This window comes from Kosakonia arachidis, from assembly GCF_900116535.1.
In the GTDB taxonomy this organism is placed as follows: domain Bacteria; phylum Pseudomonadota; class Gammaproteobacteria; order Enterobacterales; family Enterobacteriaceae; genus Kosakonia; species Kosakonia arachidis.
Map to the genome: position 1 here is coordinate 154,192 of NZ_FPAU01000007.1, position 16,072 is coordinate 170,263.

General features: G+C 53.3%; 13 protein-coding genes. 1 reads left to right on the forward strand and 12 read right to left on the reverse strand.

Annotated features, from left to right (window positions below; translation table 11 throughout):
• Positions 1 to 7: 7 nt before the first annotated feature.
• Positions 8 to 1,528, reverse strand: coding sequence for an acetaldehyde dehydrogenase ExaC (gene exaC, locus BM427_RS21190; protein ID WP_090125458.1), 1,521 nt, complete (start codon positions 1,526 to 1,528; stop codon positions 8 to 10).
• A 273-nt stretch (positions 1,529 to 1,801) separates the two neighbouring features.
• Between exaC and BM427_RS21195 the strand changes: the two genes are divergently transcribed.
• Positions 1,802 to 3,538, forward strand: a complete 1,737-nt coding sequence (locus tag BM427_RS21195; protein WP_090125460.1) for a sigma-54-dependent Fis family transcriptional regulator — start codon at positions 1,802 to 1,804, stop codon at positions 3,536 to 3,538.
• Between the two features lie 791 nt (positions 3,539 to 4,329).
• Here BM427_RS21195 and BM427_RS26395 read toward each other — a convergent pair.
• From BM427_RS26395 to BM427_RS21250, 11 genes are all read right to left on the reverse strand, one after another.
• On the reverse strand, positions 4,330 to 5,934 hold the full coding sequence (locus tag BM427_RS26395; RefSeq protein WP_090125463.1) for a sigma 54-interacting transcriptional regulator: 1,605 nt from the start codon (positions 5,932 to 5,934) through the stop codon (positions 4,330 to 4,332).
• Between the two features lie 178 nt (positions 5,935 to 6,112).
• Positions 6,113 to 6,724 (reverse strand): Fe-only nitrogenase accessory AnfO family protein, encoded by a 612-nt coding sequence (locus tag BM427_RS21205; protein WP_090125466.1) that lies wholly within the window; start codon positions 6,722 to 6,724, stop codon positions 6,113 to 6,115.
• Positions 6,725 to 6,736: 12 nt separating this feature from the next.
• Positions 6,737 to 7,231: a pyridoxamine 5'-phosphate oxidase family protein gene (locus tag BM427_RS21210; protein ID WP_090125469.1), complete on the reverse strand. Its 495-nt coding sequence runs from the start codon at positions 7,229 to 7,231 to the stop codon at positions 6,737 to 6,739.
• Positions 7,228 to 7,650: a hypothetical protein gene (locus tag BM427_RS21215; RefSeq protein WP_090125471.1), complete on the reverse strand. Its 423-nt coding sequence runs from the start codon at positions 7,648 to 7,650 to the stop codon at positions 7,228 to 7,230. Before BM427_RS21215 ends, BM427_RS21210 begins: the two co-directional genes overlap by 4 nt.
• Positions 7,651 to 7,693: 43 nt before the next feature.
• On the reverse strand, positions 7,694 to 9,082 hold the full coding sequence (gene anfK / locus BM427_RS21220) for a Fe-only nitrogenase subunit beta (RefSeq protein ID WP_090125474.1): 1,389 nt from the start codon (positions 9,080 to 9,082) through the stop codon (positions 7,694 to 7,696).
• A gap of 11 nt (positions 9,083 to 9,093) precedes the next feature.
• Complete coding sequence (gene anfG, locus BM427_RS21225) at positions 9,094 to 9,438, reverse strand: Fe-only nitrogenase subunit delta (protein WP_090125476.1); 345 nt, start codon at positions 9,436 to 9,438, stop codon at positions 9,094 to 9,096.
• Entirely contained in the window at positions 9,435 to 11,006 is a 1,572-nt protein-coding gene (anfD, locus tag BM427_RS21230) for a nitrogenase iron-iron protein, alpha chain (protein WP_090125479.1), read from the reverse strand. Before anfD ends, anfG begins: the two co-directional genes overlap by 4 nt.
• Before the next feature lie 44 nt (positions 11,007 to 11,050).
• Complete coding sequence (nifH, locus tag BM427_RS21235; protein ID WP_035888626.1) at positions 11,051 to 11,878, reverse strand: nitrogenase iron protein; 828 nt, start codon at positions 11,876 to 11,878, stop codon at positions 11,051 to 11,053.
• Between the two features lie 227 nt (positions 11,879 to 12,105).
• Positions 12,106 to 12,804: a glutamine amidotransferase gene (locus tag BM427_RS21240; protein WP_090125482.1), complete on the reverse strand. Its 699-nt coding sequence runs from the start codon at positions 12,802 to 12,804 to the stop codon at positions 12,106 to 12,108.
• Between the two features lie 254 nt (positions 12,805 to 13,058).
• Positions 13,059 to 14,711, reverse strand: a complete 1,653-nt coding sequence (gene mqo, locus BM427_RS21245; protein ID WP_090125485.1) for a malate dehydrogenase (quinone) — start codon at positions 14,709 to 14,711, stop codon at positions 13,059 to 13,061.
• Positions 14,712 to 14,993: 282 nt separating this feature from the next.
• Complete coding sequence (locus BM427_RS21250) at positions 14,994 to 15,908, reverse strand: N-acetylmuramic acid 6-phosphate etherase (protein ID WP_090125488.1); 915 nt, start codon at positions 15,906 to 15,908, stop codon at positions 14,994 to 14,996.
• Positions 15,909 to 16,072: the final 164 nt, after the last annotated feature.

Sequence of the window (16,072 nt, forward strand, 5' to 3'; positions counted from 1 at the left end):
AGATTGATTAATACAGACCCAGCGGCGTTCCGCTGTAGCTGACCAGCAGGTTTTTAATCTGCTGATAGTGACTCAGCGCCAGCTTGTGCGTTTCACGCCCAACACCCGAATTTTTGTAACCGCCGAAAGCTGCATGTGCCGGATAGAGGTGGTAACAGTTGGTCCACACGCGCCCGGCTTTGATGGCACGCCCCATGCGCCATGCGCGGTTGATATCCAACGTCCACAGCCCGGCGCCAAGGCCAAATTCGGTATCGTTAGCAATACGCAGCGCTTCAGCCTCATCTTTAAACGTGGTGATCCCGAGTACCGGCCCAAAAATTTCCTCCTGAAAACAGCGCATGCCGTTATGACCTTTAATCAATGTTGGCTGAATATAGAAGCCGTTTTGCAGGTTATCCCCGTGCTTGATCAGCTCGCCGCCGGTGATGATTTCGCCCCCCTCTTCGCGGGCAATGTTGATATAGGAAAGAATTTTGTCGTACTGCTCCTGCGAAGCCTGGGCACCGATCATCGTCTCGGTGTCAAAGGGGTCGCCTTTGCGGATGTTTTCCATGCGCGCCAGCACTTTTTCCACGAACTGCGGATAGATGGACTCCTGCACCAGCACGCGTGACGGACAAGTACAGACTTCGCCCTGGTTAAAGAAGCCAAGCACGACGCCTTCGACGGCTTTATCGATAAATTCGGCATCACCATTGAGCACATCTTCAAAGTAAATATTGGGGGATTTACCGCCCAGCTCGACGGTGCTGGGGATAATGTTTTCCGCCGCACATGAGAGAATGTGGCGGCCAATCGGCGTCGAGCCGGTGAAGGCAATTTTCTCAATACGTTTGCTACGCGCCAGCGGTTCGCCCGCTTCCGTACCAAAGCCATGAACCACGTTGAGCACGCCTTTTGGCAGCAGATCGCCAATCAGCTCCATCAGCACGCAAATGCCGAGCGGCGTTTGCTCCGCAGGTTTCAGCACCACGCAGTTACCTGCCGCCAGCGCAGGCGCCAGTTTCCAGGCTGCCATCAACAGCGGGAAGTTCCACGGAATGATCTGCCCGACCACGCCGAGCGGTTCATAGATATGATAAGCCACCGTATTGCTGTCGATTTCAGCGGCTGTCCCCTCTTGCGCCCGGATACAACCGGCAAAGTAGCGGAAATGATCGACCGCCAGTGGAATATCCGCCCCCAGCGTTTCGCGAATCGGTTTCCCGTTGTCCCATGTTTCTGTTAACGCCAGAACTTCCAGATTGGCTTCAATGCGGTCTGCAATCGCCAGCAGCACATTCGAACGTTCCTGCGCGCTGGTTTTACCCCAGGCGTCGGCGGCAGCATGTGCGGCGTCCAGAGCCTTCTCTATATCCACCGCGCCCGAACGCGGGAATTCGGCAATCACCTGTCCGGTTACCGGCGAGGTATTTGTAAACCAGCCGCCCTCTACCGGGTCTACAAATTTTCCGTCGATATAGTTGCCATAACGCTGTTTAAAAGAGACTTTTGCGCCATCAAGGCCAGGGTGAGCGTATTTCATCAGATGTTCCTCTTTTATTATCGGTACAGGTGAGGCGCCTCGCGCCAAAGCGGACAGAGGAACATAAGCACTTCTTATGCCAGATAATCGCCATCATAAGAATAAACTGATTTTATTTTTCAAAAACAATGAGTAACAGGAAAATTTAAAGATCTACCGTTCGAAACGGCAAAAAAATGAGGTGCAATGAATACTGGAATTGTGTCGCACATCGCTACACATGGGACACTTTAATGCTACATAACTGTAACATTACAATTGCCGGAGAGTAACATGCCGACACGCGTAGACACTTTACCAACACCCCGTTCCAGTCTGCCTTGCCAGTTGCAGGATTCCTGGCAACGTAGCCTCAACTATGGGTTGACGCGGGATGATGACGCCCAGCCGTGGGTGGCTAACGCGATGCTGAAAGATGCGCGCGCCGAAAATGGCTGGTTGAAACACCTGGTGGCTCCTCTGCTGACGCGCCTGCGACCGGAGCTGAACAGACACCCGTCGATTATGGTGATGTCCGATGCGACCGGCCTGGTGCTGGAGACGCATGGTAACAGCGATTTTCTGCATAAAGCACAGCGCTATGCACTTTCGCCCGGCAATCTGTGGGGTGAACATGCGCGCGGCACCAATGCTATCGGTACCGCACTGGCGCTCCAGCAGCATTGTGAAGTGGCGGGTGACGAACACTATCTGAGCCGTAACGCCGGGTTGTTCTGCTCAGCTGCACCGGTATTTCGCCCTGACGGCCAGGTCGCCGGGGTGCTGGATCTTTCCACACCGGCACTGATACCGCGCCATGATGCAGCCACATTGATCCGCCACACGATATGCCAGATAGAACACGCCTGGGCCACCAGCGCGCTGGGCGCTAATCGCTGGTTATTAAGCCTGCACCATGATGAAAAAATACTCGGCACCGCGCAGGAGTTACTGCTGATTTTTGACGATCGTACGCTGCTCGGTGCCAATAAGCTGGCGATGGATGCTTTCGCCCTGACCAGCGGTCATTTTGGCGCACTTGAGCTGGATGCGCTGTTTCCCGGCCTTGAGCTGCGCGTCGGTGAAACGGTACTGGAAACCGGTAATAATCGGCGCTTCTATGCTCGCCAGACACTGCCAGCCCGCCGTTTTAGCGGACGCGGCAGCGCGCAGCAGACAGATCACCACGGTATCGAAAAAGAGAAAGCGCTGCGTATTGTGAATGCCGGTATTGCGTTGTGCATTACCGGTGAAACTGGCTGTGGCAAAGAGTATCTGGCGCGCGAGTTGTACAACCGCAGCCAGTGGCATACAGGAAATTTCGTCGCCATCAACTGTGCCGCCTTACCCGAACATCTGATTGAATCAGAACTGTTCGGCTATGTCCCTGGCGCCTTTACCGGCGCCAGTCCGAAAGGGTATATCGGCAAATGCCGCGAAGCAGATGGTGGCGTGCTGTTTCTGGATGAAATCGGCGATATGCCGCTGGTGCTACAAACCCGTTTGTTGCGTGTGTTGCAGGAGAAAAAAGTGACGCCGCTGGGTGCCAATACCAGCTGGGATGTGAATTTTGCCTTGATCTGTGCAACGCATCAGGATCTGGCCGTGCGGGTGCAGGCTGGCACATTCCGCGAGGATCTGCTGTATCGCATTCAGGAGTTTCACCTGCGCATTCCACCACTGCGTGAATGGCAACATAAAGAGGAATTTATCGAGAAATTATGGCGCGAACTGGGTGCCGCCAGCCGTGGGTTGACGTTAAGCAATGAGGTTGTGAACACGCTCGCGCATCGGCCATGGCCAGGCAATGTGCGTCAGTTGTTAAGCCAGTTACGGGTATTAATGGCACTGGCAGAAGATGGCGCTCAGATTATGCTCGCCGATCTACCCGGCGAAATCCGCGTCGCGACAGCGCCGCAAGCACCCTGCGACGAACAGAGTGCCATTGCGCAAGCGCAAGGGAATATGAGCCTTGCGGCGAAAAAACTCGGCATTTCGCGCAGTACACTGTATCGACGACTGGCAAAATAGAATGGCATAAATAGCTATACTATTCAGTTTGTTACTCTGGCACCGTCGCGTTGTTTCTCTCGGCAAACTTGCTACGGTGGGCGGGACAACTAAGCTTCGGGGAACCAGGCTCACAACCTGACAGTTGCCGTTGTAATCACTATACAGCGTGCCACCAGTCGGGAATTCACCGGTTATTGCCGTCGCACCGTTGGCGATTCGCCCAGGGCGCTCGCTGGCGGCAGCCGTTTGCATGGTCACCCTCGGTACGATAACCGTTGCGGCGAATGCAATGGCAATCAGTTTTGCTTTCACTATTCACTCTCCAGGATAAAAAGCCGTGCCAACATCCGTAATGCCATCAGCGCGATAACGCAATAAATTGAAATCACTGGGTGTAAAATGGCAGTTTATTCCCGAGAAAAATAAATAAAAAAACACACCACGCGAAATATATAAATCAAAAATCTTTCCGTAAATACAGACGGTCTTCTTATTTTCGGGAACAATCTGCAACCAGAATACTTTGAATCATGGTGATGGTGCGTGGCGCGAAGCTTAGCAAACTCAAGCGTCAGACGCGTGGATGCTGGTAGTAGAAAACCAGCATGTAATCAGCAGGATGAAAAACAAAAACCATACTGATGAGAGGAATAACGTCAGTACGGCAAGTTAATAAATGCAGAGACTAAACTGTGTATATTATCAGAGAGAAAGACAAATATAGAAATGGGTAAAATATACTTAGCGACAGACTCAAAGCAAATAGAGACTCTTTTACGTCTGCCCTGAAATATGCTTCATCGTTATTCTCAGGTCTGGCCTCGATAGTGTTTATAATTAATTTGATATTTTTCCAGACGCAATCCCAGTGCTCGCCGGGTCATATTCAGATAGCTGGCCGCGCGCGAGACATTGCCCTGAAATTTCGCCAGCGCTTCGGTGATCAGATCGTATTCCACCCGTGCCAGGCGCGCTTCCAGGCCTTCCTGTTCTGTCAGGTGGTCGATAATCGGTTGCAGATTAATGGGCAGATGATAACTGTGAATAAACCCCTCGTCCGCCAGCAATACCGCCCGTTCCATCACATTCTCCAGCTCGCGCACATTGCCCGGCCACGTATAGTTGAGCAGCATATTCAACGCCGGGGTGGCAATGGTCGGCACTTCCACGCCCTGCTCGCTGGCAAAGCGGGCGTTGAAATGGTCGGCAAGGATCAGAATGTCGCTTCCCCGTTCGCGCAACGGCGGAATGGTGATGGGAAAGACATTTAAGCGATAGTAGAGATCCTCACGAAAGGTGCCCTGCTCGACCATTTCACTCAAATCCCGGTGCGTGGCCGCAAGAATGCGCACATTGACGCTCAGGGTTTCATTGCTGCCTACCCGCTCGAAACTGCGCTCCTGGATCACCCGCAACAATTTGGATTGTGCAGACAGCGATAGTTCTCCCACTTCATCAAGAAACAACGTCCCGCCATCCGCTTCTTCAAACCTTCCGGCGCGCCGGGAGATGGCGCCAGTAAATGCCCCCTTTTCGTGGCCAAACAGTTCGCTTTCGATCACACTCTCTGGCAGCGACGCGCAGTTAAAGCGGATAAACGGCCCGCCCGAACAGTGGCTGTTCTGGTGAATAGCGGTAGCAACACGTTCTTTACCGACGCCGCTTTCACCGAGGATCAACACAGTGGTGCGCGCATGGCTGACTTTCTCGATCAACCGATAGACATGCTGCATGGTACGGGAGTTGCCAATAATATTAGCCGGTTTGAATTTTTCCCCGCCATGCGGCGCCGTGTGCGCCTGCACTGTTTTCTGCTGCACGCGCTCCAGCAGATGCAGTTCCACGGCCTGCGCAATAATGGCGGCAATCACCCGCAACACCTCAAGATCGAGAAAACGAAGCTGTGCGTTGTGATAAATCCGCTCGATGCCGATGGTGCCCATCACTTTCAACCCACGAATAATTGGCACGCAGATAAAGGAGTGTTGTCCGTCATGCTGGCGATCCCAACTGCCGGTGCGGTTTAAAAACAGCGGATCGTCAGCAATGTGCGGCACGATAATCGACTGGCGCGTTTCAATGACTTTGCCGGTGATCCCCTCGCCTGGCGCATAAACGCCCTTTTCCGCTTCTTCCGGCGATAAGCCATAACTCTCATGAATAAAAATTTGATCACAACTGACATCATACAAGGTGATCATCGCCCGCTTAACCTGCAAATGTTTTTGCATCAACTCCAGCACTAGCTTCAGCGTGCTGGACAAACTGCCGCCTGCACTGACCACTTTGCTCACTTCAGAGAGCAACGGCATCAGTTCAGATCGACACTCACCCAGCCGACAACTGAACGACAGCGCGCCGGTCAGTACCGGCGACAAAGCGTTCGCCGCAACGGCGGTTTTTTCATGGCGCATGGTGCATCTCCCGGTACTCCTCCTGAACAGGCTCGCAGGCAAACACTGCAAAATCAGCGCCAGTGCGTGATGGTAAAGCTATTGTGTAACATGTTGATTATTCAGGATAAAAAAACACGCATCCCGCCACATCGCTAAAAAGTGTTCCCCGGCGAACACTTTTGTCGGGTTACCGACATCAGGACGCCGTTTTTGTCACCACCACCCGCAGGGTGCCATCGTCCAGCGGTGTGCTGTGATATTGCAGGTGATAATCCGCAAGACGGGCAAACCATTTCGGCACATGGTCACACCGCAGTTCCAGCCGCGTGAACTCTGCGCGACCGAGTAGCGGCACCAGCAGCAACTTCGCAGTATGTATGTCATCGGCTCCGGCCTGTCGCGCGGCGATCAGATCGACATAAAATTCGCCAAGCTCAGCGCCAGAACGGACAAACGCCTGCGGCGGCAGCGTTACTGCTTCCGGCGCCACGGGCTGCTGCGCAATGGTGTCCAGCGCCGGTTCCGGTGCGCCCGTACACTGCCACAAGGTCAACCCGAGCCCATCGAACCAGGCGCGCGGTGCGCCGTGTACGTCGCGGGTGACAAAATGGCGGCAGGCAGGTAGCTGCGCCAGCATCGCCAGCGTCCGTTCACGAAAAACGTCAAGTGAGGTGCAGGACGACAAATCGAAAGCAATTTTTTGCACAATTTGCCAGCGCCCGTGCTCGCGGGAAAATAGCGTTACCGTGCCGGGCGCGGTGAGCGGCGCCACCTGCCCCTGCCGATCAAGAAAAACCGCAATATTCATCTTCTCTCCAGGCTAATAGCCGTGTTGCTTCCCCTTCATCGAGGTAATGTCAATGCGGATAACCTGGGTGGCTTTCAGATTGGCGGCGGGAAAGTGGAACCTTTTATCACTGAAACGTGCCATCAGGCAGTGCAACATGGTGACCTTTTCCGCCTCGTCGTCGACAAAATAGGTTTTACCGACGCCAATCACTGTGCGGTGACGCGCTTCAAAGTTACAGGCCAGGTCGTCCTCGATGATGCCGCCGTATTCAGACACCGCAAAGCAGATGTTGGCGTTTTGCCGCATGATGTCGATTTTGCTGCCAGCGCGCGCCGAGTGAAACCACAGCGCCGTGCCATCCCAGACATAAAACACCGGCAGCAGAAACGGCATATCCGCGCTGGCCAGCGCGATATACATCACCCTTCCGGCCTGCAAAATAGCGTCCAGCGCCTGAGGATCGGTCAGCGCCCGTTCATCGCGACGCATCTCGCCGTGGGGGTGCATTAGTATCTCCTGGCTCATGATTTTTCCTCCTGTAGGCGTCGTTGCTCACTGGTAATCAGCACATCCAGTGCCTGACAAATGCTGAGAATACGCACTTTGTCGTGCTCGTCCGGTGTCCCGTGGTGATAGTCATCCACCGAGCAGATGCCGAAAATACTGTCCAGCGACAAAATGCTGTCGCGCAGTGAGTGACTAAACGTGCTCTTTTCCGAAGCACTTGCCATCAGGCTGCGGTAGTTATGGTTAAAAGGCATATCACCGTGCAAGGAGCAGAGTGCAATCAGATAGCACTCCACGGCGATGGCTGCGACGTTAAATACCAGGCTCGCGGAACGGTTTTGCGCCGCCAGCAGACTGGCGCGGCGATGGTAACCTTTCGCATCGTTGTAACAGCGAACAAAACGCTGTTCATCGGTTTCAAACAGGAGTTGCGCCATGGTTTTCTCCAGCCGGGGCGAACCCCGGCGTTCAGGTCAGGCATTACCAAACATTGAGGATCCACTCTTTATTTTTCTTGTATTCCATATCGGTAAACAGCGTGTTTGCCATCTGCTCAGCCAGCCAGATAGCACCAGCGTAACCCACCACCGGATGACGATAGTGTCCGGCACGGTCATAGGTAGGAAAGCCCACGCGCACCATCGGGATCTGGTTATCAATGGCGGTAAAACGTCCTTTTGAGTGACCGAGAATCAGATCCAGTTCCAGCTCACCGTTAGTAATACGTTTTTCCATCTCCCACAGGTCGGCATTAGTAACAATTTCCATGTTGTACTCCACCTGTTGCTGCAACATCTGAATACGCGGGTCATCGGCATAGGTGGCGTTATCATCACCCAGTAACAGCAGCACCGGTTTCATCTCCAGATCGAGGCAGAATTCCGCCAGCCCCACCACCAGATCCGGGTTGCCGTAGATCGCCACCTTTTTATCGGTGAGGAACATGTGTACCAGATCGGTCAACGCATCGAGGGCAATGCCGCGTTCACGCACCAGCGATGCCGGGATAGGTTTGCCAGTAAGCGTTTTCAGGTTGTGCAGGAAAGTGTCGGTATTGCGAATGCCAATTGGCGTCGGGCCAATCAGCGCCGGGACGTCAAACTTCTCTTCCAGATAACGCGCCGCTTTCGCCCCTTCGTACCGATTAAGTGCAATCGTAGCGCTGGCGTTCGCCGTACCGATAAGATCGGCAATGGTGGTATTGCCATGCGAAACCGAATTGCCGGAAGGCATCAGCGGCGAGTCAAAGGCTTCAATTTCAAACAGCACCGTGGCATCAATCGACATCTCATCCAGCAGATGTTTTAACGCCGTAACATCGCCGGGGTTCACCCAGCCAGTGATAAGGTTTATCTTGCCGTTCGGCTCGCTTTTACGTGCGAAATACTTAACGATATCGCGCACCGCCACGTCATAACCGCTGATCATACTGCCAACAAAACTCGGCGTATGAATTGGGATCAGATGCACTTCGCGCCCGGCGTATTTCTCTTGCAGTAATCCACTGTTGAGCTTACGCACTACGCCATCAACATCATCGCCAATGACCTCTGTCGAACAAGTGGTGATAATCGGGATCACTTTGACATGCGGATAACGCATCAGCAGCACATCCACCGCCTGCTCCACGCGATCCAGCGCGCCAAATACAGCGCCATCCTCATGCACCGAGGAAGAGGCAATTTCGAAGCTCTCTTTCAGATGCTGGGAGATCAGCAGGCGCACGAACATCACACATCCCTGCCCGCCATGCACAATACCGATACAATCTTTAATGCCGATGCTGACATACTGCGCCCCGGCGGGCTGGCAGGTAAAAATCGGGTTGATCACCCCGGTGCGATCTTTCGCTTTTAATTCACAAGACATGCACGCCCCCTTTAGTAGCGCTGGTCGGTCAGTTCAGCATTCAACGAACCGGTAATGGTCAGATAATCCAGCCGCTGGTGCAGCGCCTCGATCAATGAGCCGATCTCCGCTTTATTCATGCTCTGTAGCCAGCTAAAGCGGGAACGGTAGGCATCGGCCAGCACCACGGCATCGGCCCAGTAACAGCGATCGGCAGGAGTTGTCAGCTCGACCTCTTCGCCGCACAACAGCTGGCGGGCTTTCCCCAGCACGCCTGCGTTCTGCTTCTCACGGTCCCAGCTGCGGGAGTGAAACTGCCACAGACAGTGCTTCATAATGTAATCCACCATCAACTCAACATGTTCATCCTGCGTCATACGGCCTCCTCGCGGCGGGCAGCATCAGCGGAAAAATCCGGGTATTCGCGCTGGCGTAACTTGCTGACACTGTCGAAACCGCCGCTGTATTCGCGCAGTTCGCTGTTATTGCGTACTGCGTCGTCAAGCCCAACATCCGACAGCATGCGGGCGGTAGCGAAGCCCTGACCTACCGGGATCGTCTGCTGACTGATATCGAGCTGCGCCAGCTGATGGATCGGTGAATAGATCGCGTTGTAAATATCACGGGCGAAACGTACCCAGCCTTCAAAACCTTTGTACGGCCCGTTGTGATACGCATGGGCGTTGAGGTACGGCACGCGGATTTTCTTCGCCACTTCACCGGGGCGTTTACCAGTGAAAATGACATCCGGTTTCAGTTTGTACATCGCTTCCAGCGACTCCAGTTCGTTGGGATCATCAATGGCCAGCGCACCGGGTTCACATCGGGCGATGCCTTTTTCCATATCGCCCTGATGACCAAACTTGGTGTAAACCGACACCACTTCTACGCCCATCTCCGCGTGGATCACATGCGCCCAGTGCCAGAGTTTTGAGCCACCCGGCCACAGACACACTTTCTTGCCTTTCAGCCGCGCTTTGTACCACTCCAGTTCCGGTTTCCAGCGGGCGATTTCCTCATCGATAATCGCCTGCGCCCGATCCTCAATACCGAAAAACAAACCGATTTTACGCAGCGATTCGGCGAGCGGCCCGAAGCCAAAACCGTCGATGTCGAGGCGCGGTATGCCATAACGCACGCGCAATTCGTTGCAGATATATTCCGCCGAACGTGCACACTCCAGCACATTCAGATGAGCTTTATGCATCGCCCGCAGGTCGTCATAGGAGCCGTTGCCGGTAAAAGTCGACAGCACCTGAATCCCCATGCGTTTGAAATAATCGACCATCACTTCCTGGTCACCCTGGATGTTATATTCGCCAACATAGTTGATGACATAATCGCTGGTGATCGTCGGTTCGACTGTGCCGACTTTTTGGTTTATCCATGCGATATTAATTTTATGGTGGCCACCCGACTGGCTTGGGCCAGCAAATCCCGGTGAATTACAGACGAAAATATCCACATCCGGACGCTCATCCATTACTTCCTGTGCAATGGCGGCAATATCATCACCGATTAATGCCGAGGCGCAGGTTTGATAAATGGTCATCCGTTTAATATTTGGATGTGCATCAAAAGCTTCGATAATATTGTTCTTAAGGACTTTTTCAGCACCAAAAACAATATGTTTCTCTTTCATATCAGTGGCGAACGTATATTTCAGTTGGAAGTTATCGTTATCGCTGATATAGCGTTTTGTCTGCCAGGTGTCGTACGTACAACCGACCGGGCCGTGGCTGATATGAATCACATCTTTCATCGGCGTGCCGATGACATGCTTGGCTCCACAATAGGCGCAACCGCGCTCGGAAATGGTTCCCGGAATGGTATTTAAATACCCCAGCGGCAGCGCGGAGGTGATATCTTCATCCGCACCTTTAACGACGGCATGCTGTTTACGCTCGGGAATACATTTACTGCAATCAAACTCATGATACGGCATAGTTAATCCCCCTTCCGGGAATGACGGTAAAATAACCGGACGAATTAATCACTCAGACCATATTTAACGACCATTTTTTCCAGCTGATCCATGGTCAGAGGATGGGGGATCACCAGGTCGGTATTTTCAATGATCTTGCGTCCCAATTCACGATACTCCTGGGCCTGGTTCGCTTCCGGGTCAAATTCGGTGACGGTTTTCTTGTTAAACTCCGCTTTCTGTACAATGTTGTCGCGCGGCACAAAGTGGATCATTTTGGTACCGATCGCCGCGGTAAACTCTTCGAGAAACTCTTTTTCACCGTCCACATTGCGGCTGTTACAGATAATTCCGCCCAGACGGACGCCGCTCTGTTTGGCATATTTAACAAGACCTTTACAGATATTATTTGCCGCATAAATCGCCATCATTTCCCCCGAAGCGACGATATAAACTTCCTGAGCTTTACCATCACGGATGGGCATGGCGAAACCGCCGCAAACTACATCGCCGAGCACATCAAAAAAGATAAAATCGAGATCGTCGGCGTAGGCTTTATTATCCTCCATCAGATCGATGGCGGTAATTACCCCACGGCCAGCGCACCCTACGCCTGGCTCCGGGCCGCCGGATTCAACGCAGCGAATATTAAAGACACCGGTTTTCACCACCATATCATTGGTTATTTTCTCGGCGCCCTGATCGCGCAAAACATCCATTAAGGTCTCTTGCGGCTTACCGCCAAGAATAAGACGCGTGGAGTCGGCTTTCGGATCGCAGCCATGAATAAACACTTTTTTACCGTGGAACCAGGCCAGTGCCGCCGCCGTATTTTGCGTGGTGGTCGACTTGCCGATCCCTCCCTTGCCATAGATAGCCAGCTTACGTGTCATGATATTTCCTCTTGATGAACAACATTGCGAAAGTGTGTTTGCAAACAGGCAAGAGGAAATTGCAAAGCGGAGGCCAGATTATCGCCAGTGGCAAAAAAATAGGGTTATTAGCTGAAAATATTACGCTTATTTATTTTTCACCCAGGTGACTGGCGAAATATCGGCGGGAGAAAGTGTTCCACCGCGAACTTTCCGGCCAGGAAAACGTTCGCGGAAGTGAAATTCAGTTAGCCAACGAGCGGTGTTAACCAACGACTAATCACCTGCTGAAGTGCGCGGGCCAACGCCGGGCTGTATTGCGCGGCCTGTTCGCGAAGCTGGCGTGGATCAATACCGACATGAGTCAGTTCACTGGCGTGGCCCACCAGCCAGCCTTCAAGCCCGATGGCACTTACCTCCGGATGAAACTGCAACGCCAGCGCATGCGGCGCGTAGAGAAAGGCCTGGTTATCGCAGACTGCACTGTGTGCCAGATGGCTCGCCCCCTGCGGGATGGCAAACCGGTCGCCGTGCCAGTGCAGCACCGGCAGATCCGCCAGAGGAGCCAGAAGATCGCTGTGCTCCCCGGGAGTGAGGGTCAGCGGCGCATAGCCAATTTCCGTCACGCCCATTGGCGCCACCTGTGCCCCCAGCGCCCGCGCCATGAGCTGCGCACCGAGGCAAATACCAAGTACCGGTTTGCCGTGCGCCAGCCGCTCACCTATATGGCGCAGCTCCTCGCTGAGGAACGGATAAATCGCTTGCTGGTACGCACCGATCGGCCCGCCCAACACCACCAGCAGATCGGCAGCTTGCGGATCAAGATGAGCAAATGACTCAACCGGTGTGTCGATATAGCGGCATTCGTAACCGAGCGCATACAGCATATCGGCCAGTGTGCCTAAATCTTCAAAGGGGACATGACGGAAAGCGAGAGCCGTTTTCATTACAACTCCTTGCAGGTTAAAGGCGGGAAGAAGACCATCGTCAGCCGGAAATCCAGGGTTGTCAATGCGGATGGTGTTGCTATTGATAGGGCAAAAAGGCTGTATCGGTCGCGTTTTTTATTTTTTACGCGCTATTTTAAATCGAACGGTGCCAGGCACCGTTCTTAGCGACATCTCCAGAACCCACCATAATCGTGTGCGGATTTATTAGCGCTGGTTTATGGGGATCCTAAGCGCGCAAGGGGCTTTTGTATTTACAGCACCATGTCGTGTTGCGGCGCGTTTTCCATTGTTGGCGCGGCAGGTCTCGCTTCCTGCGTTGTGCTCTCTGGCATCTGAATCACTGGCGGTTTCGCCAGTTGCAGCGTTGCGGCGGTGTCATCCCATACTTTCTGCGTCAGTGCCACGTTGCCGTTCATCTCCTGGCCGTAGCTCGGCACGATCTCACGGATTTTGCTCTGCCATTCCGCTGAGTTGAATTGCTGCGGGAACATTTTCTTGATGACGTTCAGCGTAATCGGCGCAGCGGTAGAAGCGCCCGGTGACGCGCCCAGCAGTGCAGAAATGGTTTTTTGCTGATCGACCACCACTTCGGTACCCAGCTTCAGCACGCCGCCCTTCTCTTCATCTTTCTTGATGATCTGTACGCGCTGACCGGCCTGAATCAGCTTCCAGTCCTCTTTACGGGCCTGCGGATAGTACTCTTTCAGCGCCGCAAAACGATCGTCATCGCTCAGCATTACCTGACCGACCAGGTATTTCACCAGGTCAAAATTGTCGAGACCTACGTGGGTCATCGGCATAAAGTTACTGGTGGTGGTGGTGCTCAGCAGGTCGAAGAACGAACCATTTTTCAGGAATTTGGTAGAGAAAGTGGCGAATGGCCCGAACAACACCACGCGTTTGCCATCGATAAAGCGGGCATCAATATGCGGTACCGACATCGGCGGTGCGCCCACAGAAGCCTGGCCGTACACTTTTTGCAGGTGTTGGCTGGTAATCGCCGGGTTTTCGGTCATCAGGAAGGAACCACCAACCGGGAAGCCAGCATAGTTCTCTGCTTCCGGAATGCCGGTTTTTTGCAGCAGTTTCAGCGCACCACCACCGGCACCAATAAAGACATATTTCGCATCAATAGCGTGCTCGCTGCCACTTTTCACATCTTTGATGGTGACATGCCATGAGTTGTCGGCATTACGTTTAAAGTCGGTCACTTCAGAGGAGGTTTGCAGGGAGAAATTGCTGCTTTTTTTCAGGCTACCTACCAGCTGGCGGGTAATTTCGCCGTAGTTCACATCCGTACCCACTGGCGTCCATGTCGCGGCCACTTTCTGATTAGGATCGCGCCCTTCCATCACCAGTGGCGCCCACTGCTTAATTTGCTGATGGTCAGTGGAGAATTTCATGCCCTGGAATAACGTAGTTTGCTGTAAAGCCGCATAACGTTTTGCCAGATAATCGACGTTATCGCCCCAGACAAAACTCATGTGAGGGGTGGAATTAATAAAGGTATGCGGGTTATTTAATACACCGCGTTGAACCTGCGCCGACCAGAACTGGCGGGAGATCATAAACTGCTCGTTAATTTCCAGTGCTTTGCTGACATCAATAGAACCGTCCGCACGCTGCGGCGTATAGTTCAGTTCCATATTGGCGGAGTGCCCCGTACCGGCATTATTCCAGCCGTTCGACGACTCGAGTGCAACAGCGTCGAGTTTCTCAACCATCACCTGTTTCCACTCCGGCTGTAATTCCTGCAGCCAGGTTCCCAGAGAAGCGCTCATGATGCCGCCGCCAATCAGCAGGAAGTCAGTTTTCTGATTTTCCTCCGCCCAGGCATTGGTCGCGGAACTGACGAGCAGCGCAACGGCGCTCAGCGATATAATTGTCTTTTTAATTGCAGGCATATTGATTAGATTACATAGCGATATGTGATTTGTGGAAACTGATATTAACGCATCTTTACGTTATTTTAAAATATCCTTCACAATTTTATTAAATACCCGCATTAATAGCTAAGCACTTTTTTAAATTAAAAAAAGCAATGGCGTAAAGTGTAGGGAATTAATATCGCAAAGATTTATTTTAAAACACAGAAATATCAAGCCGATTTTCGCCATATAATAAATTATGGCGGGAGAAATGCGTGCGGAAAAACCCGCCAGCTCAGCGTCTGGCGGGCGGAAATATCAGGCTTCCACCAGATGCGGTTTCGCCTCCTGTAGGGCAATACGCAAGCTCTGGTGATTTTCCACCAGTAAATCCTGCGCCTTCGCGTTGTTCAGACCAGTCAGCTGCATCAAAATCGCCGTACGGCAGTCATTATCACTGGAGGCCAGCGCGCTTTTCGCCTGCTCGCGGTTGCACTGCGTCGCCGCCATCACCAACGCGATCTGCCGCTCGATCCAGTGCGTATTATCGGGCTTAAGGTCAACGCGCAAATTGCTGTAGACTCGCCCGGTGCGGATTGCCAGCCCGCTCGCCAGCATATTGAGGATCTGCTGCTGCGCCAGGTGCGCTTTCGGTTCGTTAAAACCGGCAATCACCTCAGCGCCCGTTTCCGGCGCAATCAGGATATCCGCCATCTGTGCGGCTTCACTCTCCCGGGAGTGACTGAGCAGCGCAATGCACGCGCCAACCGACCAGGCATGGCGCAGCGCACCCCACATCCACGGTGTTTTCCCGCTGACCGACAGTGCCACCAGCATATCCTGATGGCCAAAGCGGATCGCCTGGAGATCGGCAATACCCAGCGCGTAGTTCGCCGCCGCTTTTTCCTGATCCTGCCTTTTTGCCTCCGCGCCACCCGCCATCAGACCGATGAGCTGCGGGTGTGCGTCCGGCGCGAAATCTGCAATCATCTGTAGCGCAGCGCGCCCTGACGCCCCTGCGCCCACAATCACCACCCGACCGCCGCGATTTAGCGTGGCGCTGGCGTTATCCACCAGCCGGGCAATCTCCGGTAAACAGGCCCCTGTCGCACTGGTGACCACCTGGTCTTCGCGGTTGATGAGCGCCAGCATATCCTGCGTTGCCAGCCTGTCGATATCGGCTGTCTCTGTGTGACGGCGTTCCATTACTGAACCGTTTGGCTTATTGCTCATACCCTGCTCCTTCTGAATGGTTCCACACACACTATAAGGTTATTTATTTGTTATACCTGCGAATGGGGTCACGCTTCCCGCCCCGGATTGGGCACTTTTCCTTTTTTCACACGGCTTTATGAAATCGTCGCCATCGGTGATAATACGTTTCTTATTAAGAGAGA

What these genes read in the sequence shown, in the direction of transcription:
- exaC (WP_090125458.1), bottom strand. Translation starts at nt 1,528, where the DNA reads ATGAAATACGCTCACCCTGGCCTTGATGGCGCAAAAGTCTCTTTTAAA.
- BM427_RS21195 (WP_090125460.1), top strand. Translation starts at nt 1,802, where the DNA reads ATGCCGACACGCGTAGACACTTTACCAACACCCCGTTCCAGTCTGCCT.
- BM427_RS26395 (WP_090125463.1), bottom strand. Translation starts at nt 5,934, where the DNA reads ATGCGCCATGAAAAAACCGCCGTTGCGGCGAACGCTTTGTCGCCGGTA.
- BM427_RS21205 (WP_090125466.1), bottom strand. Translation starts at nt 6,724, where the DNA reads ATGAATATTGCGGTTTTTCTTGATCGGCAGGGGCAGGTGGCGCCGCTC.
- BM427_RS21210 (WP_090125469.1), bottom strand. Translation starts at nt 7,231, where the DNA reads ATGAGCCAGGAGATACTAATGCACCCCCACGGCGAGATGCGTCGCGAT.
- BM427_RS21215 (WP_090125471.1), bottom strand. Translation starts at nt 7,650, where the DNA reads ATGGCGCAACTCCTGTTTGAAACCGATGAACAGCGTTTTGTTCGCTGT.
- anfK (WP_090125474.1), bottom strand. Translation starts at nt 9,082, where the DNA reads ATGTCTTGTGAATTAAAAGCGAAAGATCGCACCGGGGTGATCAACCCG.
- anfG (WP_090125476.1), bottom strand. Translation starts at nt 9,438, where the DNA reads ATGACGCAGGATGAACATGTTGAGTTGATGGTGGATTACATTATGAAG.
- anfD (WP_090125479.1), bottom strand. Translation starts at nt 11,006, where the DNA reads ATGCCGTATCATGAGTTTGATTGCAGTAAATGTATTCCCGAGCGTAAA.
- nifH (WP_035888626.1), bottom strand. Translation starts at nt 11,878, where the DNA reads ATGACACGTAAGCTGGCTATCTATGGCAAGGGAGGGATCGGCAAGTCG.
- BM427_RS21240 (WP_090125482.1), bottom strand. Translation starts at nt 12,804, where the DNA reads ATGAAAACGGCTCTCGCTTTCCGTCATGTCCCCTTTGAAGATTTAGGC.
- mqo (WP_090125485.1), bottom strand. Translation starts at nt 14,711, where the DNA reads ATGCCTGCAATTAAAAAGACAATTATATCGCTGAGCGCCGTTGCGCTG.
- BM427_RS21250 (WP_090125488.1), bottom strand. Translation starts at nt 15,908, where the DNA reads ATGAGCAATAAGCCAAACGGTTCAGTAATGGAACGCCGTCACACAGAG.